The sequence below is a fragment of the Nocardia sp. NPDC050799 genome (assembly GCF_040654015.1).
Lineage (GTDB): Bacteria > Actinomycetota > Actinomycetes > Mycobacteriales > Mycobacteriaceae > Nocardia.
The window spans coordinates 44,347-68,910 of sequence record NZ_JBFAHF010000039.1 but is presented as its reverse complement, the minus strand read 5'-3'; the positions used below and the strand labels follow the sequence as shown (position 1 = coordinate 68,910).

General features: G+C 67.3%; 23 protein-coding genes and 2 tRNA genes. 19 read left to right on the top strand and 6 right to left on the bottom strand.

Annotation, left to right across the window (positions count from 1 at the left end):
- The 3 genes from AB0H42_RS30070 to AB0H42_RS30060 form a co-directional block, all read left to right on the top strand.
- A partial coding sequence (locus AB0H42_RS30070) for an NAD-glutamate dehydrogenase domain-containing protein (RefSeq protein WP_357062256.1) occupies positions 1–1,783 on the top strand: 1,783 nt, incomplete at its 5' end.
- 80 nt (positions 1,784–1,863) lie between these two features.
- Positions 1,864–2,259: a thioesterase family protein gene (locus AB0H42_RS30065; RefSeq protein ID WP_357062260.1), complete on the top strand. Its 396-nt coding sequence runs from the start codon at positions 1,864–1,866 to the stop codon at positions 2,257–2,259.
- Between the two features lie 136 nt (positions 2,260–2,395).
- A complete protein-coding gene (locus tag AB0H42_RS30060) occupies positions 2,396–3,073 on the top strand; it encodes a hypothetical protein (RefSeq protein WP_357062255.1) in 678 nt (225 codons plus the stop codon).
- 34 nt (positions 3,074–3,107) lie between these two features.
- Here the strand turns inward: AB0H42_RS30060 and AB0H42_RS30055 are convergent, their stop codons facing one another.
- Complete coding sequence (locus AB0H42_RS30055; RefSeq protein ID WP_357062253.1) at positions 3,108–3,836, bottom strand: HNH endonuclease; 729 nt, start codon at positions 3,834–3,836, stop codon at positions 3,108–3,110.
- 253 nt (positions 3,837–4,089) lie between these two features.
- Between AB0H42_RS30055 and AB0H42_RS30050 the strand changes: the two genes are divergently transcribed.
- From AB0H42_RS30050 to AB0H42_RS30040, 3 genes are all read left to right on the top strand, one after another.
- Positions 4,090–4,521, top strand: a complete 432-nt coding sequence (locus AB0H42_RS30050; RefSeq protein WP_357062251.1) for a globin — start codon at positions 4,090–4,092, stop codon at positions 4,519–4,521.
- A 279-nt stretch (positions 4,522–4,800) separates the two neighbouring features.
- Entirely contained in the window at positions 4,801–5,094 is a 294-nt protein-coding gene (locus tag AB0H42_RS30045; protein ID WP_357062250.1) for a hypothetical protein, read from the top strand.
- Entirely contained in the window at positions 5,081–5,545 is a 465-nt protein-coding gene (locus AB0H42_RS30040; RefSeq protein ID WP_357062248.1) for a DUF5130 domain-containing protein, read from the top strand. Before AB0H42_RS30045 ends, AB0H42_RS30040 begins: the two co-directional genes overlap by 14 nt.
- Before the next feature lie 86 nt (positions 5,546–5,631).
- Here the strand turns inward: AB0H42_RS30040 and pepN are convergent, their stop codons facing one another.
- Complete coding sequence (pepN, locus tag AB0H42_RS30035; RefSeq protein ID WP_357062247.1) at positions 5,632–8,199, bottom strand: aminopeptidase N; 2,568 nt, start codon at positions 8,197–8,199, stop codon at positions 5,632–5,634.
- A gap of 120 nt (positions 8,200–8,319) precedes the next feature.
- Between pepN and AB0H42_RS30030 the strand changes: the two genes are divergently transcribed.
- Positions 8,320–9,159, top strand: a complete 840-nt coding sequence (locus tag AB0H42_RS30030; RefSeq protein ID WP_357062245.1) for a phosphoribosylaminoimidazolesuccinocarboxamide synthase — start codon at positions 8,320–8,322, stop codon at positions 9,157–9,159.
- A gap of 69 nt (positions 9,160–9,228) precedes the next feature.
- Here the strand turns inward: AB0H42_RS30030 and AB0H42_RS30025 are convergent, their stop codons facing one another.
- Entirely contained in the window at positions 9,229–10,449 is a 1,221-nt protein-coding gene (locus tag AB0H42_RS30025) for an FAD-dependent oxidoreductase (RefSeq protein WP_357062243.1), read from the bottom strand.
- Positions 10,450–10,664: 215 nt separating this feature from the next.
- Between AB0H42_RS30025 and AB0H42_RS30020 the strand changes: the two genes are divergently transcribed.
- Positions 10,665–11,312, top strand: coding sequence for a DsbA family protein (locus tag AB0H42_RS30020; protein WP_357062242.1), 648 nt, complete (start codon positions 10,665–10,667; stop codon positions 11,310–11,312).
- Positions 11,313–11,357: 45 nt separating this feature from the next.
- On the opposite strand, the gene AB0H42_RS30015 is transcribed toward AB0H42_RS30020, so the two are convergent.
- On the bottom strand, positions 11,358–12,227 hold the full coding sequence (locus tag AB0H42_RS30015; RefSeq protein WP_357062258.1) for a M48 family metallopeptidase: 870 nt from the start codon (positions 12,225–12,227) through the stop codon (positions 11,358–11,360).
- Positions 12,228–12,490: 263 nt separating this feature from the next.
- On the opposite strand from AB0H42_RS30015, the gene AB0H42_RS30010 reads away from it, so the two are divergent.
- Both AB0H42_RS30010 and AB0H42_RS30005 read left to right on the top strand, forming a co-directional pair.
- Positions 12,491–12,964, top strand: coding sequence for a ribose-5-phosphate isomerase (locus AB0H42_RS30010; protein ID WP_357062240.1), 474 nt, complete (start codon positions 12,491–12,493; stop codon positions 12,962–12,964).
- A 24-nt stretch (positions 12,965–12,988) separates the two neighbouring features.
- The gene (locus AB0H42_RS30005; protein WP_357062238.1) at positions 12,989–13,801 is read left to right on the top strand and encodes a DNA-formamidopyrimidine glycosylase family protein; all 813 of its coding nucleotides are present in this window, start codon (positions 12,989–12,991) and stop codon (positions 13,799–13,801) included.
- 10 nt (positions 13,802–13,811) lie between these two features.
- Here AB0H42_RS30005 and AB0H42_RS30000 read toward each other — a convergent pair whose 3' ends face one another.
- The gene (locus AB0H42_RS30000) at positions 13,812–14,762 is read right to left on the bottom strand and encodes a diguanylate cyclase (RefSeq protein ID WP_357062236.1); all 951 of its coding nucleotides are present in this window, start codon (positions 14,760–14,762) and stop codon (positions 13,812–13,814) included.
- A 482-nt stretch (positions 14,763–15,244) separates the two neighbouring features.
- Here AB0H42_RS30000 and AB0H42_RS29995 point away from each other — a divergent pair.
- A tRNA-Gly gene (locus tag AB0H42_RS29995) sits at positions 15,245–15,315 on the top strand.
- A 623-nt stretch (positions 15,316–15,938) separates the two neighbouring features.
- A tRNA-Pro gene (locus AB0H42_RS29990) sits at positions 15,939–16,012 on the top strand.
- A gap of 39 nt (positions 16,013–16,051) precedes the next feature.
- Here the strand turns inward: AB0H42_RS29990 and AB0H42_RS29985 are convergent.
- Positions 16,052–16,828, bottom strand: coding sequence for a MerR family transcriptional regulator (locus AB0H42_RS29985; protein ID WP_357062235.1), 777 nt, complete (start codon positions 16,826–16,828; stop codon positions 16,052–16,054).
- Between the two features lie 271 nt (positions 16,829–17,099).
- On the opposite strand from AB0H42_RS29985, the gene AB0H42_RS29980 reads away from it, so the two are divergent.
- From AB0H42_RS29980 to AB0H42_RS29950, 7 genes are all read left to right on the top strand, one after another.
- On the top strand, positions 17,100–17,573 hold the full coding sequence (locus AB0H42_RS29980) for a hypothetical protein (protein WP_357062234.1): 474 nt from the start codon (positions 17,100–17,102) through the stop codon (positions 17,571–17,573).
- A 45-nt stretch (positions 17,574–17,618) separates the two neighbouring features.
- Positions 17,619–18,512, top strand: coding sequence for an ROK family protein (locus tag AB0H42_RS29975; RefSeq protein WP_357062233.1), 894 nt, complete (start codon positions 17,619–17,621; stop codon positions 18,510–18,512).
- 446 nt (positions 18,513–18,958) lie between these two features.
- On the top strand, positions 18,959–20,077 hold the full coding sequence (locus AB0H42_RS29970; protein WP_357062232.1) for a GAF domain-containing protein: 1,119 nt from the start codon (positions 18,959–18,961) through the stop codon (positions 20,075–20,077).
- 89 nt (positions 20,078–20,166) lie between these two features.
- Positions 20,167–21,165, top strand: a complete 999-nt coding sequence (locus AB0H42_RS29965; protein WP_357062230.1) for a conjugal transfer protein — start codon at positions 20,167–20,169, stop codon at positions 21,163–21,165.
- Positions 21,166–21,182: 17 nt separating this feature from the next.
- Positions 21,183–21,443 (top strand): hypothetical protein, encoded by a 261-nt coding sequence (locus AB0H42_RS29960; protein WP_030525365.1) that lies wholly within the window; start codon positions 21,183–21,185, stop codon positions 21,441–21,443.
- Positions 21,440–22,036: a hypothetical protein gene (locus tag AB0H42_RS29955; RefSeq protein ID WP_357062229.1), complete on the top strand. Its 597-nt coding sequence runs from the start codon at positions 21,440–21,442 to the stop codon at positions 22,034–22,036. The genes AB0H42_RS29960 and AB0H42_RS29955 overlap by 4 nt, the downstream gene beginning before the upstream one ends.
- Complete coding sequence (locus tag AB0H42_RS29950) at positions 22,036–24,561, top strand: ATP-binding protein (RefSeq protein ID WP_357062227.1); 2,526 nt, start codon at positions 22,036–22,038, stop codon at positions 24,559–24,561. Before AB0H42_RS29955 ends, AB0H42_RS29950 begins: the two co-directional genes overlap by 1 nt.
- Positions 24,562–24,564 lie beyond the last annotated feature (3 nt).

Sequence of the window (24,564 nt, the reverse complement as noted above, 5' to 3'; positions counted from 1 at the left end):
TGAGCGGTCGCGGTTGTTCGGGTTGGCTCGGTCGAGTTGGGCGGATTATGATCGTTCGTTGATCAGTGCGGGTGGCGGCGTCTACGACCGCACCGTGAAATCGGTGCCCATCAGTCCGCAGGCCCGGGCGGCGCTCGGCCTGCCCGACGATGTGGTGAAACTTTCCCCACCCGAATTGATCCGCGCCATTCTGCTCGCCCCGGTGCAATTGCTCTGGAATGGTGGTATCGGCACCTACATCAAGTCGAGCTCGGAAACGAACGCCGACGCCGGTGACAAATCCAACGACGCGGTCCGTGTGAATGCCGACCAGCTTCGGGTGAAGGTCATCGGTGAGGGCGGAAATCTCGGTGTGACGGCGCTGGGGCGTATCGAGTTCTGCCGTAACGGCGGGAAGATGAACACCGACGCGCTGGACAATTCTGCGGGTGTGGATTGCTCCGATCACGAGGTGAACATCAAGGTTCTGCTCGACGGTGTGGTGTCGGCGGGCGAGCTCGATATCGTGGACCGAAATCCGCTGCTCGCGGAAATGACCGACGAAGTCGCGCAGATGGTGCTGCAGGACAATGTGTCCCAGAACTATGTGATGGGCATATCCCGTGCGGAGTCGGCGCGGATGCTCAATGTGCACCGGCGTCTCATCGAAGAACTCGAGACCGAGCGCGGACTCGATCGGGGACTCGAGGCGCTGCCCACCGACGCCGTACTCAAGCGCCGGCTCGAGGAGGGCACCGGGCTCGCTTCGCCCGAACTCGCGAATCTGCTGGCTCATGTGAAATTGGCGCTGAAGGCGGACCTGCTGGCCGGCGATCTGCCCGACAGCGCGTTCTTCGCCGCCCGGCTGCCGGAATACTTCCCGACCCCGCTGCGGGAACGGTTCGGTGCGGCGATCAAGAAACATCGTCTGCGCCGGGAGATCGTCACCACCATGATCGCCAACGAGGTGGTGGACTACGGTGGCGTCACCTACACATTCCGGCTGGGCGAGGAGATCGGCGCCACCGCGACCGATACCGTCCGGGCCTTCGCCGCCGTCACCGATATCTTCGGCCTGCACGATATCTGGGACCGAATCCGGGCCGCCGATACGACGGTGGGCGTCCGAGACCAGCTCGAGCTGGAGACCAAACGGACCCTGGACCGGGCATCGCGCTGGTTGCTGACCAACCGCCCCCAGCCCATCGCCGTCGGCGCCGAGATCAACCGGTATCGGGTGGGCGTGCGCGAACTCGCGCCGAAGGTGCCGGGCTGGTTGCGCGGTCACCACGTCACCACGCTCACCGATCAGGCCGCCGACCTCGTCGCGCACGGGGCGCCGCTGGATCTCGCGACCGAAGCCTTCGCCCTGCTGCATCTGTTCCCGCTGCTCGACGTCATCGATATCGCCGATATCACCGACCGCTCCGGTGAGGAGGTCGGCGCGCTGTACTACGCGCTGAACGAGCATCTGAAGATCGACTGGCTGCTGGAGGCGGTCAGCCACCTGGAACGGGGCGACCGCTGGCACGCGCTGGCCCGGCTCGCTCTGCGCGACGATATGTACAGTTCGCTGCGGTCGCTCACCCTCGACGTCCTCTCCGGCGGCGACCCCGAGGAGAGCGCGGACGAGAAGATTGCATACTGGGAGTCCAAGAATCAGTCCCGGCTCGGCCGCGCCCGCGCGGCGCTGGCGGAACTGTTCGAGTCCGGAACCCACGATCTCGCCACGCTGTCGGTTGCGGCGCGGCAGGTGCGCAGCATGGTGAGTGGGGTGGGCGCCCAATCGGAGGTACCACGGTGACGAACGCTGTTCCCCGCAACGGAGCGAGTCCGGATGCGGAGGTAACCGCTGCGGCTTCGCCGCGGCGGTTCCACACCGCTGTGCACGTGCGCTGGTCCGATATGGACGTTTTCCAGCACGTCAATCACGCCCGGATGGTGACGCTACTGGAGGAGGCGCGTATCCCCTGGCTGTTCGACGACGATCGGCCGACTGTCGGATTGCGCGACGGTTGTGTACTCGTGGACCTGCACGTGAAGTACCGGGGGCAGCTGCGGCACGAGGACACGCCGCTGGATATCGCCATGTGGATCGAACAGCTGCGGGCGGTTGATTTCACCGTCGCGTACGAGGTCCGGGCGGCGGGTTCCCCACCGGACTCGCCGGCCGCGGTCACCGCGACCACCCAACTGGCGGCATTCGATATCCGAACTCAGCGGCTGCGCCGGCTCACCGGGCTCGAACGCGACTATCTCGCCCAGTGGCTGTCCGCATGAGCGAGTCAGGCCCGGGGGCGGTAGTGCGATATCTTCGCCTGCGCTTCGGCCTCCGCGTCAGTGTGTTGACCGGTCGCCGGCGCTCGCTCATGCTCGCTGGACACGGCGTGAGCGAGTCGGCGGTACCGGTCCGATCGTGACGACCGACCAGCGGGTCCTGTCCGTACCGGACCCGGCAGAACGCGAGAACCTGGCCACCTTCCTCACCCGGGCGCAGCGCCTCGATCCGGCGGTGGTGGTGCGGCTGCGGCGGCGCGGCACCGGCCTGGTAGCCGCCTGGGTCGCCACCGGCTTCGAGGCGCTGGCGACCCGCACGGTCGCCGCCGAGCTGGCCGCCGACGATGTGACGGTCGGTGCGGACACCGTGCTGACCGGACTGTCCACGCCGGACCCGATCGATCTGGGTTACTCCCTCGATTCGGCCTGGCGGGGCGCCCTGCCGCCGGACAGCGGTTTCGGGCATATCGACGATCTGCCCGCCCGCACGCTGGTCGAACTCGCCGAACGTGGGGCCGATCTGGCGAAGGAGCACGGTTCCGGGCACGGGCCACCCGCATCGCTGCTCGATCAGACCGTGCTGACCGTCTCCGCGGCGCAGGTACGCGTACAGGTGCCGATGCGGGTGGTCTTCGCGCTCACCGCCATGGACTTCATCCCGCACGCGGGAGAGCGGGCTGATTCCGGGCTGATTCCGCCGGGTGAGCTGGTCCGGGTGCGCGCGAGCAACACCTGGCTGCGATTGGACGCCCGCTATGGTTCGGTCGCCCGCCGGCGAACCGGCGGGCTCTCGCTGACCCCGGTGCCGGGGACTTGAGACCGCTGCGCCCGGCCGCAGTGCCGCCGCGGCGTCAGGCCGCGCCCTCGCCGAGGTATTGCAGCCAGATCGGGTCCAGTTCGTTGACCGTGGACAGCAGACGCCAATGCGGCCCCTTCGGGGATATCAGGGGTGCGCGCAGCGTCCAGCCCAGTTCGCTGAGCAGTTTGTCGGCCTTGCGATGGTTACAGGGCGCGCAGCTGGCCACGCAGTTTTCCCAGCTGTGTTCGCCGCCGCGGCTGCGCGGGACGACGTGATCGATGGTTTCGGCCTTGCCCCCGCAGTAGCCGCAGCGGTAGCGGTCCCGCTGCATGAGTGCTGCCCGGGTCATCGGGACGCGGGCGCGGTAGGGAACCCGGACATAGGTGCGCAACCGGATGACCGACGGAATAGTGACGGCGGCGCCGGCCGAATGCAGGACGGGCCCGGTCGGGTCGTGGTGTACCGCGTCGGCTTTGTCACAGACCAGCAGCACGATCGCGCGGCGGGCAGTGAGCGCGGTGAGCGGTTCGTAGGTGGCGTTGAGGAGCAGGACGCGGCGCTTGAGCCAGCTGATCGGCTGCGGCGCGGCGAGATGTGGAGCGGAATCGCTCCCGGCCAGGGAATCGGAACGAGCGGCGGTATCGGCATTGTGCCGGTCGACCGCGTGATCGGACAGCAGTTGCAGCGGAGGAGCCCCCGACCCACGAGCGTGGACATCGGCGGGCTTCAGTTGTCGGTGGCGTATCGCCTCCGGTGATCGGGCGCCGGTCCGTTGCTTCATGTCGACCCCAAATTCTGCGTTTCAAGATCATGTGGTATCTCGGCGAGACAGAACCCAGTTGACCATGGAAAGCCCCGCAGCGCACGGTTATTTTGCACAATGGCCGGTTAACTGTCGCTGAAGTGACCTCCGTCGGCCACAGAGCCGGAAACACCAGGTACGAGCGGTCGCACCGGCCTGGGAGCCGGCGAATCTGCGAACCCGGGCCGGCGCGGGCACAATGGACGGCGCATCCGGCGAAACGAGAGGGTTCATGACTTCGGGTAATACGGCTTCGGGCACTCCGGCGGGCGAACAGGCCACACGCTCCTTCTACGAGGCCGTCGGCGGGGCGGACACCTTCCACCGGCTGGTGGCCGTTTTCTATCGCGAGGTCGCCGCCGACGAAGTACTACGCCCCATGTACCCGGAAGAAGACCTGGGCCCGGCCGAACGCCGGCTGCGAATGTTTCTCGAGCAGTACTGGGGTGGCCCCCGTACCTACTCCGACGAACGCGGCCACCCGCGCCTGCGCATGCGGCATATGCCATTCCAGATCGGTCCGGTGCAGCGGGACGCCTGGTTGCGCTGTATGCGCATCGCGGTTGCCGAGATCGAGCCGGAAGCCCTGGACGACGAGCATCGGCGCCAGCTGCTGGACTACCTCGAGATGGCGGCGAACTCGCTGGTCAACTCGACTTGGTGAACTGTGTTTATTGGCGGCGCCTCCGGCGCCGCGGGGTTGCGGCCCCCTTGGTCTCGCCGTTTCGGCCTCGGGACTCGCGCCTTCGGCGCATGCGCTTTCGAGGCCGAAACGGCGAGACGGGCCTCAACCCTTTGAGGTGTCTCGCAAAACTCGACGCGGGTGGTTGCGTTGGTCAACGGAGGGGCGATCCCGAGTTTGACCTCGGGGTTTGGGTGGTGTCACCGGTGACACGGGCTATCCCTCGGTGAACTACTACAGAGGATCGTCTACCTTTAGGGCGTGAGCATTCTCGAGACGGTGGCGATTTTCGCCGGTATCCCATTGGGGATCTACCTCATAATCGCTGGTTTGTCGTACCTCGGTAAGCCGCTGCCCGGTGAGAAGCCGGTCCACTTCGATATGAGCAAGAAGTGGACGGCCGCCCCGGTGCTGTGGAGTGCCACCGACGAGGTGACCGGTACCGGTCACTCCTATGACGCCGGTGAGTCGTCGCACGGCTCGCATGTGGCGTTCGATGCCCTCGAGGCACCCAAGGAAGCGTTGATCGGAGGCCGGGCAAGTGGCAAGTACTAAGTGGCCGGCGGTGGTCGAGTCCGAACTGCCGCGTGGATACGCGGTCACCAGCAGCGGCCGGGTCTCCGGGGTGCACGAGGCCGGTGACGTGTTCAAAGAGGCGCCGTTCGACAACAACGAGCGGCTGGCGATGGACAATGTGCTCACCGAGGCCACTCGGGCGACCAAGGTCCGGTTCAACGTGTTCATCGGCGATCTCGGCGTCGATCCCACGGCCACGGTGGACGCGCTGTTCCCCACCACCCCGGAGGCGGCACGTTCGGTGCTCATCGCCGTCTCCCCGAACGACCACGCCGTGGAGGTCCGCTCCGGCCGGGATGTGGCCGAGCGCGCGAACGACCGGGTGTGCCAGCTCGGGGTCACCGCCGCGTTGAGTTCGCTGCGACAGGGCGAGCTGATCGACGGGCTGATCTCGGCGGTGCGGGTGATGGCCGCCGCCATCGGCCGCTGACACCTTCCGGCCGATGGCCGGGAGCGCTCGCAGAGACGACAACGGCGCGTCCACCCGTGGTGGACGCGCCGTTCGCTGTCCGGAGCTCAGGAGATATCGAAGGCGCGGGCGCGCAGTGACCGTTCAACCCCCGCTTTACCCTCGCTCACCAGGCGTCGCAGGGCCGGCGGGTGGTCGGCGGCGAGGAATTCGTCGGCGCGGGCGACGGCTTCGTCGCTGATATCCCAGGCCGGGTACAGCCCGATCACCACGGTTTGCGCGACCTCACTGGACCGGCGTTCCCAGACCGCGGGGATCTCGTCGAAGTACCGCGCCACGAACGGCGCCAACAGGCTGTCCTGTCCGGCCGGCGCGAAACCGCCGACGATGGAACGGGCGGTGATATTGGGGACCGAATCGTCGCCGATCACCTTCTCCCACGCCGATTCCTTCACCTGCGGGAGCGGGCGCGCGGTGGCCGCGGTGGCCGCCTGCCGCCGGCCGGCCGCCGTTTCGTCGTTGCGCAGTTCGGCATCGATGGTCGGGGTGTCCGGGCCGTCGGCGTCGATCTCCCCGGCCGCGGCGAGGGCGGTGAGCAACCGCCAGCGCAGGTCGGTGTCGACGGTCAGGCCGGGCAGGCCCACGGCCGCCGGATCGCCGTCGAGCAGTTCGCGCAGCACCTCGCTGTGCCAGGCGGACAGTTTGGCGCCGGTGAGGGCGTTGACGAACGCGAGCTGATGATCGGACCCGGGCGCCGCTTCGCGCGCCAGCTCCAGGAGCCGGTTCGCGTATTCCGGCCAGCCGGTGGTCTCGGCCCAGGCCGGATCGGCGTAGCTGCGCAGGGTGGTGTTGGCCTGCATGAGCAGCCGCTGCACCACGCCGATCTCGGTTTCCGCGCCGATGCCGCGCTGGACCAGCGCGACGAAATCCCGGGCGCGGAATTCGGCCTGCCTGGTCATCTCCCAGGCCGCGGACCAGGCGAGGGTGCGGGGGAGGGGATCGGCGATATCGCCGATCCGGTTCACCAGCACATCGAGCGAATCGGCGTCGAGGCGAACCGAGCAGTAGGTGAGATCGTCATCGTTGACCAGCACGAACTTTCCGCGTTCGGTACCGACCAGCTCGGGGATCTCGGTGCGCTCGGCGGCGTCCAGGTCGAGTTCCACCCGCCGGGTGCGTACCAATTTGCCGTCGCGGTCGTCGTAGACACCGATGGCCAGACGATGCACGCGCCGTTCCCCGGCGCCGGGCGCCGCGCCCTCCTGGATCACCGCGAAGGAGGTGAACGTGCCGTCGGCGCCGACCTCGAATTCGGGTCGCAGGATGTTGAGGCCGGTGGTCTTCAACCACTGGGCGCCCCAGGTGGACAGGTCGCGACCCGAGGATTTCTCCAGCGCCGCCAGCAGGTCGTCGAAGGTGGCGTTGCCGTAGGCGTGGTCGGCGAAATAGGCGCGCAGACCGGCCAGGAACGGCTCCAGCCCGACGTAGGCCACGAGCTGTTTGAGCACGCTCGCGCCCTTGGCGTAGGTGATGCCGTCGAAGTTCACCTCCACGGCCGCCAGGTCGGGGATATCGGCGGCGATCGGGTGGGTGGAGGGCAGCTGATCCTGCCGGTACGCCCACGACTTCTCGACATTGGCGAAGGTGGTCCAGGCACTGGTGTACTCGGTGGCCTCGGCCTGGCACAGCACCGACGCGAAGGTCGCGAAGGATTCGTTGAGCCACAGATCGTCCCACCACTTCATGGTGACCAGGTCGCCGAACCACATATGCGCCATCTCGTGCAGTACGGTCTCCGCGCGCCGCTCGTAGGAGGCCCGGGTGACCTTCGACCGGAAGACATAGTCTTCGAGGAAGGTGACCGCGCCCGCGTTCTCCATGGCGCCGGCATTGAACTCCGGAACGAACAGCTGATCGTATTTCCCGAACGCGTAGGGGACGCCGAAATTCTTGTGGTAGAAGCCGAAGCCCTGCTTGGTCTCGGTGAAAAGCCGGTCGGCGTCCATATGTTCGGCCAGCGAGGCCCGGCAGTAGATGCCCAGCGGGATATCGCCGTGGTCGTCGGTGTAGGTATCGGTCCATTCGGCGTAAGGACCGGCGATCAGCGCCACCAGGTAGGTGCTCATGAGCGGAGTGGTGGCGAATCGGTGTTTCCCGCCGTCCACGGTGCCGGCGCCGTTGGAGATGACCTTCCAATCCGCCGGGGCGGTGACCTCGATATCGAAGGTGGCCTTGAGGTCGGGCTGGTCGAAGCAGGCGAACATCCGCTTGGCGTCGGCTGTCTCGAACTGCGAGTACAGATAAACCGCGTCGTCGGCCGGATCGACGAACCGGTGCAGGCCCTCACCGGTGTGGGAGTACTCGCAGTCGGCCTCCACCACGAGTTCGTTGCGCTCGGCGAGGTCGGTGAGGGTGAGGCCGGTGGCTTCGTCGTAGCCGCCGATATCGAGCGGGGTGCCGTTGAGCACCGCCGAACGAACTCCCCGGGCGACGATATCGACGAACGTGGACGCACCGGGTTTCGCGGTGAAGGTGACCGTACTGCGGGACAGGAACGTCTGCTCGCCCGGTTTCCCCGCCCCGTCGGTCAGATCGAGGTCGATGCGGTAGTTCTCGACCGAGACGACCTCGGCGCGTTCGATCGCCCGTTCGCGGGTGAGGTTCGGTGCGGACATCGGGCTCCTTCGAGGACACGAGTGCAACGGGCACGGGCGTTGTCCACAATGCCACGCCGGTAAGGTTGCCCGCGCGGGAGTCGATCCCGCCTGCCACACGACCAGGATCGGAGCGACAACGTGAAGCATGTGCACGCCGGAAAGGTGCGCGACCTGTACACCGACGGCGACACGCTGCTCCTGGTCGCCTCGGACCGGGTTTCGGTGTATGACGTATCGCTGCCCACCCCGATTCCGGACAAGGGCGCCCTGCTGACCCAGCTGTCCAACTGGTGGTTCGAGTATTTCGCCGATATCCCCAACCATGTGCTCTCGGGTACGGATGTGCCGCCGGAGTTCGCGGGCCGGGCCGTGCGGGTGAAGCCGTTGAAGATGGTGCTGGTGGAGTGTGTCGCCCGGGGTTACCTGGTCGGTTCGGGATGGAAGGACTACCAGCGCACCGGTTCGGTCTCGGGGATCAGGCTGCCCGAGGGATTGCGCGAAGGCGACAAACTTCCCGCACCGATTTTCACCCCTACCACCAAGGTGTCCGATACCGGCCACGACGAGCCCATGACCTTCGACGAGGTGGTCGCGCAGGAGGGTGCCGAGGTCGCCACGCGACTGCGTGACCTCACGCTCGACCTGTACTCCCGGGGCGCGGCCTACGCGGCCGAACGCGGTGTGATCATCGCCGATACAAAGGTGGAATTCGGCTGGGACGGTGACGTCCTCACCCTGGGCGACGAACTGCTGACCTCCGATTCCTCCCGCTTCTGGCCGGCCGCGGAATGGGAGCCCGGCCGGCCGCAGCGGTCGTTCGACAAGCAGTTCGTCCGGGATTGGGCCACCTCCACCGGCTGGGACAAGGAACCGCCCGGCCCGGGGATCCCGGCCGATATCGTCGCGGCGACCCGCCGCAAATACGTCGAAGCCTACGAGCTGATCACCGGCCGCAGTTGGGGGCAGCCGGGGTTGTGAGGCGCGGTGCCGGAGCCGGGCCGCTCGTAGGGCAGCGGACCGGCTTTCCGGTGCTGTGGGTCCTACGGCTCACAGTGGAGCCGCGGTATCCGTGAGCCGGGCCGGGTCGACCGGTTCGCCGGACAGGATCAGCTCCTTGATCCGGTCACCGACATCCCACACGTTCACGTTCATCCCCGCCAGTACCCGATGCTGGGGATCGAGCCAGAACGCGACGAATTCCGGGCGGTCGCGGTCCCCGCGGACGATCACCTGCTCGTAGTCGCCCGGTGCGGCGAACCCGGTGTACTCCATCCCGAGGTCGTACTGGTCGGTGAAGAAGTAGGGGAGCCGGTCGTAGAACGCGGCGCGGCCGAGCATGGCCGCGGCCGCCACCGCGGGCTGATTCAACGCGTTCGCCCAGTGCTCCACCCGGATACGGCGGCCCAGTACCGGGTGGTCCTGTTCGGCGATATCGCCCACCGCGACGATATTAGGATCGCTACTGGTCAGGCTCGCATCGACGAGGACACCGCTCCCCGTCAGCAGACCGGACGCTTCGGCGAGTTCGATATTCGGCCGGGCCCCCACCGCGACCAGGACCGCGTCCGCGGCGAATTCGGTACCGTCCGCGAGCGCGACACCGGTCGCCCGGCCGTCCGCGGTCGTGATCTGCTGGACTCGCGCCCCGAAACGCAGGTCGACCCCGTGGCCGCGGTGCAGTTGCGCGAATACCTCGCCCATCTCCGGGCCGAGCGCGCCCACCAGGGGCGCGGGGCCGGTTTCGAGGATGGTGACCGCCACATCCGCGGCGCGCGCCACCGCGGTGACCTCGAGCCCGATCCAGCCCGCCCCGATCACCACCAGGTGCCGGGCGGTGCGGAACAGCTCGATCAGGGCATCCGATTCGCCCAGGGTGCGCAGGGTGTACACACCTTGGGCATCGGCGCCGGGAATGGGCAACCCACGGGCCTCCGAGCCGGTGGCCAGCGCGAGTCTGTCGTATTCCAGCGTCGAGCCATCGGGCAGAGCCACGGTCCGCGTGGCCCGGTCGATCGCGGTGACCTCGGTGCCCAGCCGCAGATCCACATTGTGGTCCCGGTACCAGGCCGCGGTCTCCACGGTGAACTCCTCGACCGGCTTCGTACCGGCCAGGTACTCCTTGGACAGCGGCGGCCGCTCGTACGGCAGTCGATCTTCCCTGCCGATCAGGGTGATGTGGCCGTCGAAATCGTTGTCTCGCAGCGCCCGGGCGACTTTCGCCCCGGCCAGGCCGGCGCCGACGATGACGAAATGCTGCGCAGAGGTCATGGCTGATACTCCCTTGTGGTGGGCGGTTCCAGCGACGATCCGATCCTCCTGCCAGCCTACAAAGGACCACACCGATCTCCGGGCCGGTTCGGGAACGAAAACCCACCGGCCGGGGTTGCTCGTTACAGCGCCTGTGTCCGGCGATCGGCCGGCACTGCGGCGGTAATCGCGGCGGTGGGTGGTATCCGCCGCCGACCTGTGGAGAGGAACGAAACGTGCCCGACTCGGCCGAGAAGAAGGACCTTGCCGAATTCTGGTTCGACCCGCTGTGCCCGTGGTGCTGGATCACCTCACGATGGATCCTCGAGGTCGCGAAGGTCCGCGATATCGAGACACGGTTCCATGTGATGAGCCTGGCGGTGCTCAACGAGGGTCGCGATCTGCCCCCGGAGTACCAGGAGTTGATGACCTACGCCTGGGGGCCGGTACGGGTGGCCGTCGCCGCGGCCGAGCAGCACGGCGAGGAGATCCTGTCGCCCCTGTACACCGCGCTGGGGACCCGGTTCCACAATCGCCGCGCCGAGTTCGAGCGCGAGGACGACCGCGCGGGCACTTTCGCCGCGATCGTGGCGGACGCGCTCGCGGAGACCGGGCTGCCGGCCGAACTGTCGGCCGCTGCCGAGAGCAGCGAATACGACGAGGCGCTGCGCAAGAGTCACCACGCCGGGATGGACAAGGTCGGCCCGGACGTCGGCACGCCGACCATTCACGTCAACGGGGTCGCGTTCTTCGGCCCGGTGCTCTCCCGTATCCCGCGCGGTGAGGAGGCGGGCAAATTGTGGGATGCCGTGGTGACGCTGGCGGCCTACCCGCACTTCTTCGAACTCAAGCGCACCCGGGACGAGAGTCCGGAATTCGACTGAGCCCCGGGGTTGCGGTTTCCGCTCGGAAGCCGCAACCCACCCGGATCAGCGCGGCGCTTTCGACAGCGCGACCGCATCGCCGCCGTATCCGGGAGGCGGGGGCTGCCCGGGCAGCGGGCCGAACCGTGGCGGGGCCGGGTCGGGCCGCCAGAACAGCTTCCCGTGCCGACTGCGATCACGCAGCGCCCACATGCGCCAGGTGAGCACCGGATGCGAGGCCATCGCATTGACCGTCCAGACGAAGAAACCGCGTTCCTGGGCCGCGCGGTCGGCCATCTCGTCGAACCCCACCACCGAGTTCAGGTACTTTCCGGCCGCCAGGGTGCCCATCGCGGCGGGTGCCCCCTGCGGCCGATGGCAGTAACCGTGGTTGTCGGCGGTGTACTCCTGGGCGCGGATCAGCGAGTTGCCCAGCACCGGCAGGAACGGCACCAGGAACATGCCGAGCTGCCGCCAGTAGGAGGCGTGGCCGGCCGCGATATGGCCTACTTCGTGACCGATGATGAATGCCAGGGCGTCCGGTTCCCGGGCGGCGCCGCTGATCTCGAACAGATCGCTGTAGACCACCACGTAGCGGCGGAAACCGTGGCCCGAGGCGAAGGCGTTGATCCGGCCGTTGCCCAGTACCACGTAGGCATCCGGAACACTGGCCATACCGAAGCGGGCCGCCGCCTCCTGCACCATCCGGTAGCCCTCCGGGAACTGGGAGGGTGACATCTTCACCCCGTTCACCCGCTGGGACGAGAGGTTGACGCCGCGACCGAACCAGAGCAGCAGCGGGGCCGCCACCAGGAGCAGGATGTACTGGTTGACCAGCCCGAGGAACAGCAGCAGGAACGCCAGCAGATACGAGACAACGGTGAGCAGTATCACCACGACCAGCAGCGGGATCTCCCAGCTGTGCCGGGCGGGCATCCCGAACGGCGACAGCCCGCGGGGCTCGTGCCGCGGCACCGGCGGTGGGGGATACCCGCCCGGGAGCGGGACGGAGGAGGCAGGGCGGTCGGTGAGCCACGGGTAGGGCCCGGGCTCCGGTGTACTCGCGGACCAGGCGGCGCCGGGGCCGGATCCGGACGGCTGCTGAGGGTCGTGCGGCTGCATACCCACGACTCTAAGCAGTGAGCCGGTGACCCCGCCCGCCGTCGGCGCCCGGTAGCGAGCCTGACAGAATCGCAGCCATGCGCGTATACCTGGGTGCCGATCACGCTGGTTTCGAATTGAAGAACGCCGTCAAGGACCACCTGGAAAAGGCCGGTCACGAGGTCGTCGACTGCGGCGCCCTCGTCTACGACGCGCTCGACGATTATCCCGCCTTCTGCATCGAGGCGGCCCGCCGCACCGTCGCCGACCCGGGTAGCCTGGGGCTGGTCTTCGGGGGTAGCGGTAACGGCGAGCAGATCGCCGCGAACAAGGTGCCGGGTGCGCGGTGCGCCCTGGCCTGGAGTGTCGAAACCGCCCGCCTGGCCCGGGAACACAACAACGCGCAGCTGATCGGTATCGGTGGCCGGATGCACTCGCGCGACGAGGCCCTGGCGATCGTGGACGCCTTCATCGAGACCCCGTGGTCCGACGAGGAGCGGCATCAGCGCCGGATCGATATCCTCGCCGGCTACGAGAAGTCCGGCGAACCGCCGGCGCTGCCCGCCAACTGATCGATCGGGCAGGCGAGTAGTCGGGTGCCGGAAGGTCATACTCTGCACCGCCTGGCCCGCCGGCACGAACAGCGGCTGGCCGGCGCGGTGGTGCGGGTGACGAGCCCGCAGGGGAAGTTCGCGACGGGAGCCGCCCGGGTCGACGGCCGGATTCTCGTCCGCTCCCAGGCGTGGGGCAAACATCTGCTCCACGAATACGAGGGTGAGCTGTACGTGCACATCCACCTGGGGTTGTACGGCACCTTCGGCGAATCGGAGCTGCCGATGCCCGAGCCGGTGGGGCAGGTCCGGATGCGGCTGACCGGGCCGGGCCGCGACGGCCGCGGGTTCGGCACCGACCTGCGCGGGCCCACGGCCTGCGAGATCCTCACCCCGCCGGAGACCGAGGCGCTCATCGCCCGCCTCGGACCCGACCCGCTGCGCCCGGACGCCGACCCGGACCGGGCGTGGGCGCGGATCCGCCGCTCACGGCGCAGTATCGGATCCCTGCTGATGGATCAGCGGGTGCTCGCCGGAGTGGGCAATGTGTATCGCGCGGAAATACTCTTCCGGCACGGCATCTCCCCGCACCGCCCGGGCGCGGAACTGACCGCCGCGCAGTGGTCGGCGCTGTGGGCCGACCTGGTCGACCTGATGCGGGTGGGCGTGCGTCGCGGGAAAATGCATGTGGTGCGGCCGGAGCACGATCACGGGGCGCCCTCCTACGCCGCGGACCGGCCGCGCACCTATGTCTACCGCCGGGCAGGTGAACTCTGCCGATGCTGTAGCGGACCGGTGCGGCATGCCGTGCTGGAGGGTCGGAACCTGTTCTGGTGCGCGCAGTGCCAGCCCGCCTGAGCCGCGCGGCTCAGCCGGCGACGGCCGTACCGGTGTCGAGCGCTTCGGCTCCGGCGTAGCGGCGCCCACCCGCGGTTTTCGCCGAGTACATCGCCTGATCGGCCCGGCGCAGCAGTTCGGCCAGTTCGCTGCGGTCCTGCGGCGGGGCATAGGTGGTGCCGACGCTGGCCGAGACCGGTACCGGCCCCACCGACGACCACACCGAATCGTTCAGCGCGTGCACGATGGCGTGGGCCAGTTCGGTGACGCGGTTGTCGGCCATCCCGGCCGCCAGCACGAATTCGTCTCCGCCGTAGCGGCACACCACCGCTCCCGGTGGCGCCACCTCCCGCAGCCGCTTGGCCAGTTCGACCAGCACCTCGTCGCCCACCGCGTGACCGTAGCTGTCGTTGATCTGCTTGAACCGGTCCAGATCCACTACCAGCAGACCCACCCCGCGGTCGGCCTGTTCGGCCATCATGCGTACCCGCTTGCGCAGCAGGGTGCGGTTGGCCAGCCCGGTCAGCGCGTCATGGGTGGCCTCGTGTTCGAGCCGCTGCTGCAGCGCGGCGAATTCGCGGACCCGCTGGGTGGCCTCGTCGGAAAGGTTCTTCTTCTGCTGGGCCAGGGCCAGCTCCTGGAGCGCCTGGGCATAGCTGTCGATGGCCTGACTGGCCACCAACGGCCACCGGGTGGCCACCAGGGATCCGCGCGGGCCGGCCGGAAAGCCGAGCAGGGTGCGCGTGACCAGCGCGAGCATCCGGACCTGCTGAAGCGGTTCGGCGCAGAGCCGGGCGCCGAGCCGGCGGGCCGCGCGAATCGGGAAGGGATCGGAAACGGTGAGGTCCAGGAGTTGCTCGAGAATTTCGACGAGTACGGGTTCGATCTCGGCGGCGCTGATATCGGCGTCGGGCTGGGCGCCGGCGGCCAGCGCCCACTCATGTGCCGTGGAACGAACGGGCGGCCGGATCTCAGTGGTCATATCGACCACCGGTGGCGGTGGAGCGCACGCCGCGGATCAGGGTCCGCCGCGTCGGTACCGGGCTGGGCCGGCTCTGTCGCACTGCTATGCGGATGGTCCACCTTGTCGGGTGCACGCTACCGCCCCCTTTCCAGATACCCCGTCCGGCAAGAAGATCGTAGCAAGATGATGGAACCCGCCGACCTGCGTTCTAGAACAAGTTCCGGGCCCCGGTACAACAGTGATCTCTGCCCCTATCGTCGCGGAAATGCTTGCGTTACATACCTTTGCAGAAATATCGGTGCCGTGCCCGGTCCGGCGATCGGCCCGGCGGGCCCCGGAATCCGGATTTCCCGCTACTGATAAGTCGGCGGGAGCCCACCCGGGCGCGGCGGCACCGGTGATCTCTGTGCCGGTGAGGGCTGATTGGCGAAATGAAACCACGATTGGGTAGAGTCGCAGTGCACACGATATGGTGGCGATCTCACGGATGTCGTATGCATGCGGGTGTAGTTCAATGGTAGAACCTCAGCCTTCCAAGCTGATGGTGCGGGTTCGATTCCCGTCACCCGCTCACATGAAAAGGCCCTGCCAGCAGGGCCTTTTTTGTAGGATCGCGCTTTGGGGCGGGTGGTGGTGACTTTGGTGGACCCTTTCGTATACTTCCGGACTCCGGTCGGTCGCCGGCGCTGCTCGTCGGTGTGACCGCCGTGCCGGGCGAGCTACCGGCTCGCCCGGCGCCGGCCCCGCCGATCCGGGGCGGGGCAGACCGGAATTGCTGTGCCCCTCGAGTTGTGGTCACCGCCGAGCGGCGAGCGGGACCGGACCGGGCGCCGGTGTCGCGGGACGGGCCGACCCGGCCTTGTGCGCATGGTTTTCTCCCCGCCGACGGGTGTCGATGCCGCGCTTCTGCGTGGTTTGCCTTCACCGTGAATGCGTGGCATCTTGTTCTCGTTCGAACGTCCCCGGACAACGGGGGCGGGAGAACATGGTGAGATCCGGCCGGTATGGACATCGGTTCGGTCGCACGGGCCCGATCGGGTACGATCGAGCGGAGCGAGAGTCAGTTCGACCAGCGGTTTTCTGGCATATGGGCAGGTCCCGTACTACTGAAGATCCGTCGTCCGAGAGCTGATGGTGCGGGTTCGATTCCGTCACCCGCTCCGGACCGGTGCTCGTTTCCCTCCGGGGAGAGTACGGGGTGTGGCGCAGCTTGGTAGCGCACCCGCTTTGGGAGCGGGTGGTCGCAGGTTCAAATCCTGTCACCCCGACAAACGTTCGTTCGCGCCGCCGCGCCGCTGACCCGCCCCTCAGATCCGCGACCGTGACGGCTGTTTTCCGTCGTTCACCGCGCTCTGCTGACCGGCGCGGGGAAGCCCGATCTCCACATCCGGCGCCGGGAGTTCCGCGCGGCGCCCGAAGGCCTGGTCGATCAATTCGGACGCGGCCCGGGTGACGATCAGCCGCGCGATGGCCAGGTCGGTCTCCAGTTTGGTGCGGTCCTTAGGGTTTCGTTCCGATAGCTCGTAGGCGCGACTCGCCAGTACGTAGAAGATCTCGGCGGCGTAGCGGTCGGCGATTCGGTCGCAATCCGCGCGCATACGTTCAACCAGATGGAAGGTGGCGGCGGCGGGCAGACCGGCGTCGGTGAGCCGGGTGGCCAGATCGCTACAGCGCGGGTTGGTGACCCGGTACACGTCGAAGGGGTCGTCACTGGCGGCCAATGCCTGCTGTACGTATTCGGGAAGTTCGTGAACCGGCTCTTCCGGCTCGGGCTTCGCCGGGGCCGGAGCCTGCCGTCCGGGTGTGCTGACGGTCTGATCGGTGACACCCAGTACGTCCCCGAGACCGTCACCGCGGTCCCAGGCGGCCAGGAGTTCCCGGATGCCGTTCAGTTTCATACCCCGGCCGAGCAGACGGCTGATTGTCTGCAACCGGTTGAGGTGGTCCGAGCCGTAGTAGCCGATCCGGCCCCGGACGTCGGGCGAGGGCAGCAGCCCACGCTCGTGGTACACGCGGACACTGCGCACGGTGGTTTCGGCAGCCCGCGCCAGCTCGTCGATCGTGTACTCGGATTCGCCAGCCATACGTATAGGAAACCATAATTGGGCCCGTAGATAAACGGTCCGTAACCAAACGAACCGCTGAGCAGCGGCTAAAAGATGTGAAAAACATGTCAACGTCCCGTTACCTAACGGCATGAGACCTTGCCTGAAGGGCCCTCCGTGCTCTAACGTGCGTGATACAGCTGACATCAGCTGGTTTCCGGGGACTGTTGAGCAGCCCTGACGTTCCGCCCGACCAACGGGACACGTATCGGTTCCCCCCGGCGTGCCCTCGGCAGTTCCGGAGACGGTTATGAGCACAGCGCGAGTTCGTTCCCTGAGCGTGGTTACACCCCGCGCCACCACTACTTCCCGGCTTCCCGCGATGCCGCTGCCGGCGCCTGCGAAATCGGCGCAGCGGCCGCCGTGCGCGGAGGTACCCGACAGCTGGGACCTCGATTCCGGAACCCCGGAAGCCTGGCATTCGGCGGTACGCATTTGCTATGGATGCCCGCTGTTCGCGCAGTGCAGCCAGTTGGCGCAGACACTCATCGAGCGCGGCGATGCGCCGCGAGCCATGATCTGGGCGGGCGTCGCCTACGACAACTCGGGCAACGTCATCGAGAATCTCGACCGGCACCGGACCGTGCCCATCGACCACAAGCGCCCGATGCGCATCATCCGCAACGGCCCGCGCCCCACGCACGGCACGGCCGTTGCCGGCGCTCCGAAACGGCATATCGTGCTGGGCCGCCCGCTTCGGCCGACGGAGTCGGCGGCTGTCTGAACTATGCTCCGGGGCAAACACGGATCTAGCTCTGGTGGTGCGTAGATGACAATCCTGGCGTTGGAGATCGGTCCGACCCGGTTCGCGGCGATCGAGATCGCCGACGACGTCGGGGCCGACCGGGTCCAGCGGATTCCGATCCCGCGTGCCGGGGCGTGGGATCGGGTTCGGGAGCTGCTGCTCCGGATCGCCGCGGGGCGAGATGTCACCGCGGTCGGCATCGCCTCGAACGGACCGATCGATATGGCCTCCGGGGTGGTGGCGCCGGATCAGGTGAAGGAATGGCAATCCGGCTTCCCGCTGGTGGAAGCGGTGCAGAAGCTGTTCCCCGCCGCGACCGTCGCGATGGCCCTCGACGGTGTGTGCCTGGCACTGGCCGAACGGCATTTCGGCGCCACCCAAGACGTCATGGACTCGCTGTCGATCTATGTCTCGGACACGATCGTCGGCGGTGTGATGGTCGGCGGCTTCGTGGTGGTCGGGCGTACCGGCAACGCGGGCCAGATCGGTCATGTGCTGGTGCCCGGCTACGACGGGCGATGCGCATGCGGAGGGCGCGGATGCCTGGAATCGGTGGCCGGTGGTGCGGCACTGACGAAATGGGCGCGCGAGCAGGGCTGGGAGGGGGACTCGCTCGAGGCCCTGGCGGCCGACGCGCAGGCGTCCGACCGGACCGCGGTCGCGGCGCTGGAACGGGCCGGTACGGCGCTGGGCCGGGCGATAGCCTCGGTGGCGCCCCTGCTCGACATCGACCGGGTGGTGATCGGCGGGCCGATCGCCACGCCTGGATCGGCACTGTGGAAATCACTGCACAACGCCGTCGCGATGCACGCGCGGCTGCCATTCCTCACCGGGCTGCGAGCGGTGGCGTCGGAGCTGGAGGATCTCGGCCTGTTGGCCGGCGCGGGCGTTATCGCCCTGACCTCGCAGAGTGAGTGAATTTCCCTGTCGAGAACCGGATTCCAAGGGACCGGCTCGTCCAGGGCGCCCCGCCGAGAGTGCCGTGCCGCGGCGGCTCCGCATCCGCCGCGCGGTGGCAGTCGGCCGGCGCCGGTCGGTTTGCCGATGTTTAGCCGAGGTCTCCGATAAAGTCCCCGCCACTGCTCCCGCGCGGGTCATAGCCGGTGTGGGAGCCGCTCCGGGACCCGAACGGCTTGTGTTGCCAAGGGTTTCCGTAGAATTTCCGAGTCAGCGTGCCGGAGGGTCGGTCAATCGGGGTTGCGTGCGGCCCGGTTGCGAGGCTTGCGCTCCGTGGTAGTCCAAGGTCCACTATTGAACGTGCCGCTGCGCAACGGTACATTATCTCTTGCGGCCGTTGTCTCGTTTGAGGCATCCACCGCGCAACAGTAGGACGCACGCGATGAGAGGGCGCAGTGATCCCCTGGGTGACGGTCGAAACTTTGGCGCCGGAAGGATTCTCGGTCGCGTCGGTCGGGGATACCGCCCGGGAGTTCGCCGACTGGCGACGAGTACTGCAGCGGCAGCTCGCACGCACGCCGGCCTTGTACGACGGACTGAGCACCCGTGATATCACCGAAGCTCTCCGCGCCTCCATCGAAGGTTCGGTCGATGTGGACAAGTCCGTATCCACACGCTCGGGGCCGCACCGGCTGATCGTGCGTCCGGTCTTCGGGCCCGGGGGCGATGTCCACGCTGTTCGCTGGTGGGCCGGACCTCAAAATGGCCCGGTACCGCCCTTACCCGGTGCGGTCGGAGTGATCTGGGATCTGGACAGTCAGACCCTCGCGCAACCCAGTGGTATCACCGCCCTCTCGGGGATCGCTCCCGAGGAATACGTGCCGCGGATGTCCATCGCGGAATTCTTCCACCGGATCTCTGCCTTCGATCGGCACGCCGAAGTGCTCGATCTTCTCTACCGGCCCGTTCCGGGAGACAAGCTGCAATTCGAGGTCTCCGTACTGCGCAACGCGGGCCGCGTCACCCGGTGGCGGATCACGGTGCGGGCGCGTGACGACGAGTACGTGCGCGGTGCCTCGTGGCTCATCGAGGACATCACCTCCGACCACGACCCGGCGATCTGGCCGACACTGGAGAGTGTCGGGTTGCGGGAAGCGCATCGGCGGGCGGGGAATCATCTGGCGGTGGTCCAGCTCGCGCACGCCAGCATTTCCCACTGGCTGACCGACCCCGCGCCCTGGATCCGTTGGGATTACCTGTTCCAGCCGGTCGATGTGTTCCATTCCGAGGACCGGGTCCAGTTGATGGATCTGGGCTCCCGGGTGAACGCCGGCGACAGCGCCGGGGTTACGTTGCGGGCGCTCAACTACGCCGGCGGCTACACCCCGACCTCAATGCTGCTGTATCCCTACCCCGGATTCTCCAATCGCGAACTGGCCATCGCCCAGTTCGTACGGGTTGCCGACGATATTCCCATGGTGGAACCGGCACCGGCGGATCTGGCCGCGCCGGGAACGCCGATCGGATACGACGACCAACTCAGATATCGGCTGGCCGGCCGGTTGCGGCACAACGCGATGTCCTGAGTGTCGGGGCCCGCGGCCGAGCGGCGGAGTCCCCAGATGTGGGAAGGCGTCTCCGGTCGGTGGCCCGGCTGCTCTTTACCATTTCGAGAGTGAGGACTGGGGTTGCCGGACGTGCCGATTCCGGCGAAGCGCTGCTTCGCCAGATGGCCGCGCGCAGGCGCCGCGACAATATCGTCGTAATCGTTCTCGCGGTCCTGGCCGTATTGGGTGGTGGCCACGCCGTCTACGATTTCTTCGCCGCCGATCCGCAGCCCCCCGGCGACGACCAGATGGTTATCGTTGCCGGTCACGACCGCCTCGCCGGCTCCTTCGCCGAGGACTTCGTGGTCGCGTACCTGAGCGCGGGGACCGGGCAGCAGGAGGCGTTGTCACGGTACGTCGGCGGTTCTCAGCAGCTTTCGCTCCCCAAAACCGGTCAGCAGGTGCGCGACCCGATCATCGTCTACACCAGTCGGACGCTGTCCGCCGGGACCGTGGAGGTCTGGTCGGTCACTGTTTCGGTACATGTGGGGCGTAGTCAATCCGACAGTGCCCGGCAGTACTACCGCGTGCCGGTCTCGATATCGGAGGGGAATCTACGGGCGCTTACCCTGCCCGCCGCGGTACAGCCGCCGGGCGTCGGAGCCGATCTGGCCCAGGCCTATTCGGCACCGTGCGGTGAGGAGACTCCGTTTACACAGGTCGTCACCGGATTTCTCACCGCCTACCTCACCGGCTCCGGGGACGTGGCGCGGTACGTGAGCGTCGACTCCGGGATCGCGGCACTGCAGCCGGCCCCGTTCACGGAACTGTCCACGGTCGCCGTCACCGCCGAGGACACCACCTGCGGAGCCGCCGGCGACACCGCGCGCGTGCTGGCGACCGTCACCCCCGAAGGACAGTCCGGGGCCGCTCCGGCACTGGCCTATCCGCTGACGATGGTGCGCGGTGACGGGCAGTGGCAGGTGCGGGTCATCGAGACATTGCCGGCCCTGAAAGAGCCGCTCACCGCTGTCGTGAACCAGGGGGAGAAGGCCGGTCCGGCACCGGGCGCCACCACCGGGGCGCCCACCACGACCGTAGAGATTCCACGGGCCACCCAGAACTGACGTGAGGCGACGAAATCATGGGCAACATATCCAATATCCTGTACGGAATTCTCGTCTTCGTCCGCTGGGCGGGCCTGATCCTGATCACCATCGTTTCGATGGGCGTGATGATCTCGGAGGCCGCGAAATCCAAACTGTCCCCGGCGAAGATTCTCGGAGTGGCCGGTTCGGCGATTCTGGCCGCGGTGTTGTTCTGGATGTTGCCGACCCTGGTGAACTACGCGCGCGGTGACGCCAACATGATCGTGCCGGACCACCCCGTGGGTGGTTATAGGTGACCCAGGTGATCAAGGTCTTCACGCCGGTAAAACGTGTCCCCACCATGATCGGCAAGGCCCAGAACGGCCAGAAGTTGCCGTTCGGGCCCTACACCCTGCCGCAGGTGGCGGGGGTGGCCGTGGGGTTGATTCTCACGGGACTCGGTGCGATGACCCTGCCGGCGAATCCGGCGATCACCTTCCTGGTCGGTGTGGCGCTGACCGTAGTGATCGGGTTCGGGCTGGGCCTGATCCCTTATACGGGAGTACGGCTGTTGTCCAGGGTCGTATGGTTCGGCCGGCTCGTTCTCTACCCGAAACCCGCACTCGCCTCCGGTATGCCGGTCACTCCGGAATCGGCTCGGATCACCATGTTCGTCGAGGAGACGGTGGTGGCGATCCTGCCGCACGAACCGGCCGCCTCCAGGTCGGCGCGGGAACGCGGCAAGCGCAACGCCGTCCGCGGCGGTCAGATCCTGGAGATGCTGGGGACGAACCGTTTTCTGCGACCGGTGGAGGTGGTCGAACCTGCCACCGCGTCCGGGACCCCCTCGAATTGGCGGACGATGATAGGCGGTAACGGGGGGCGACCGAAGAGCGGAGAGGGACGCTGATGGGGTTCAACCGGGATCTACAACCCACGGCCGCGATTCGCGGGCATCTGCAGTTCACCCATACCGGGCTGGTCACAGCGAACTATTTCATCACTCCGCTCGGCTACGGATTGCGTAAGGCCAGCGATAAACACGATGTCAAACTGGCCCATCACTCCCTGGTCAACAACCTGCCGAACGGGTCGCTGCTGCTCGGTATCCAGGCCCGGCAGAACACGATCGACGTATTGAGCAAAATGGTCGAAGGTGTGGATCTCGACGAATGCGCCGATTACGCCGACGAGGTGTTCGCCTCCTACGAACGGGTCCGCGCCATCGCCCCGCAGACCCGGATCTTCCTGCTTTCGATCCCGGTGGGCACTGCCAACACCAGCGGTATCTCCGCGCTCTCGCGGATGTGGCGGGGTAGTACCACCACCATCGATGCGACCGCCATCTCGCGGGCCGAACTGGACGCCTACGAGAGCGAGGCAAACGAGATCCTGTCCCGCATCGGTGGCGACTTCGATCCGGTGCCCGTGCCGGCGGCGATGTTCCAGTGGCTGTGGGAGCACTATCTGGCCCGCGGCGCGGTGGGCGATCCGGTGGCCCCCACCCGCGCCGGCGCCCTGGACGACGCGACCGCGGCGGTGTTCAAATCCGCGGCGCTGGACGAGGGCGCCCGAGCCGATTCACAACGCCGGCTACGCCCCTCCTTCGTCCCGGTGATCAAGGTGGTACAGCCGGACACCGGCTATCGTCCGTCCTACCAGGCCATGCTCACCCCGCGGTCGTTCCCGTACGCGGGCATGATGTTCCCCGGGGGCAGCGAGTTCCTGAACGTGATCGACGGCCTCGGCGATGTCACCGTCGACTGGGGGATGCGGATCTCCACCAAACCCGCCGAGCAGGTATTGAAGGCCAACGAGATCAACCTGCGGCGGCTCGGCGAGCAGATGGACCAGCGCGACCAGGAGATCTCCTTCGCGCAGAACACTCTGATGTCCAAGGCGCAGATGCTGAGCGAGTACAACCAGCATTTCGAGGTGAACGGCGGCGAATCGGAGGTCTCCTTCACCACGGTCATCGCCATCGGAGGCCCCTCTCGGGACGAGACCATGGACGCGGTCAATACCCTACGGCGCCGGTACAAGCGTTTTCAGGTGGAAATGACCGCGCCGGTGGGCGCGCAGGTGGATCTCTGGTCGCTGCTGGTGCCGGGTAGCCCGCCGCGGCGGGCGTTCGATGATTTCGCCCATATCGTGCCCTCGGATATGTGGGCGGGATTCGTACCGTTCACCACGAGTCAGATCGGTGACGACAGCGGTCCGGTCATCGGTATCAATCTGCTGTCCGGGCATTTCGAGCCGATCCATTTCGGAATCATGGAGGCGGCGCTGCACGATCTGTCCGCTTCCTTCGCGGTGACCGGCGAACTGGGCTCGGGTAAATCGTATTTCCTGAAGCTGATGGCCGTCCTCGTCCACGATATGGGTGGACAGTTCCTCGCCATCGACCGCAGCCAGGTCGGGGAATGGGAGCATTTCGCCTCCGCGATCGACGATGCGGTGGTCATCGACCTGGCGAATCCCACAGTATCGCTGGACCCGCTACGTCTGTTCGATCCGCGGGTGGCCGGGGAACGCGCGCTGGACTCCGTGCTGCCGCTGCTGGACCTCTCACCGACCTCGGGTACCGGCGCGGTCATCAGCAACCTGCTGTCACCGCGTGGGGTCGAGGAACACAAGATCACCAGCCTGCTGGACCTGTTCCGGGTGGTGTGCCGGCTACGCGACGAGCCGGGATCGCTCGAGGAGTACTCCGACCTCGCATCCCGCCTGGGAACCATCGTGGAACGGGTCCCGGTACTGTTCGATCCCGGTCTGGCGCCGATCCGGCTGGACGCCGCGGCCACCGTGGTCCGCAGTCACCGGCTCGCGCTACCGACCGCCGAGGAACTCACCACCCCCCATCTGTACAACCGGTTGCCGCTCACCAAGCGGCTGGGCACCGCGCTGTACGAATTGGTAGGGGTGACCGCCCGGGAGGCGTTCCTCTCCGACAACGGCCGGTTCGGTCTGCTGGTCGGTGACGAGGCGCACCATTTCACCCAGACTCAAGTGGGTTCCGCGGTGACCTCCGATTTCAGCCGTGACGGACGTAAACACCTGGCCGCCATCGGCCTCGCGTCGCACGATCCGGCCACCGACTTCCAGGGCGCCGCGCACAACTTGATCCCCAACCGCTTCGTCTTCCGTCAGCGCGACGAGACACTGGCCCGTAACAGTCTGGAATGGCTGGGGGTCGATCTGGAGGAGGCGCCGTTCCTGCTCCAGGCGCTGCGCGAGGAGACCTCGCCACCGGTGGGCGCGGGACGACAGGTCCCCGAGGAGCGCCGGGGTGAGATGTTCATGCGCGATGCGTTGAGCCGGATCGGACGCGGCAAAGTACTCGGCCCGGCCCGTGCGGACAGGGCCGAAGCCATCACCAGTACCCCGACCGTCGTCGCGAAGACCGAGCGGCGAGAGCCGGAGGCGGTGCGGTGACCG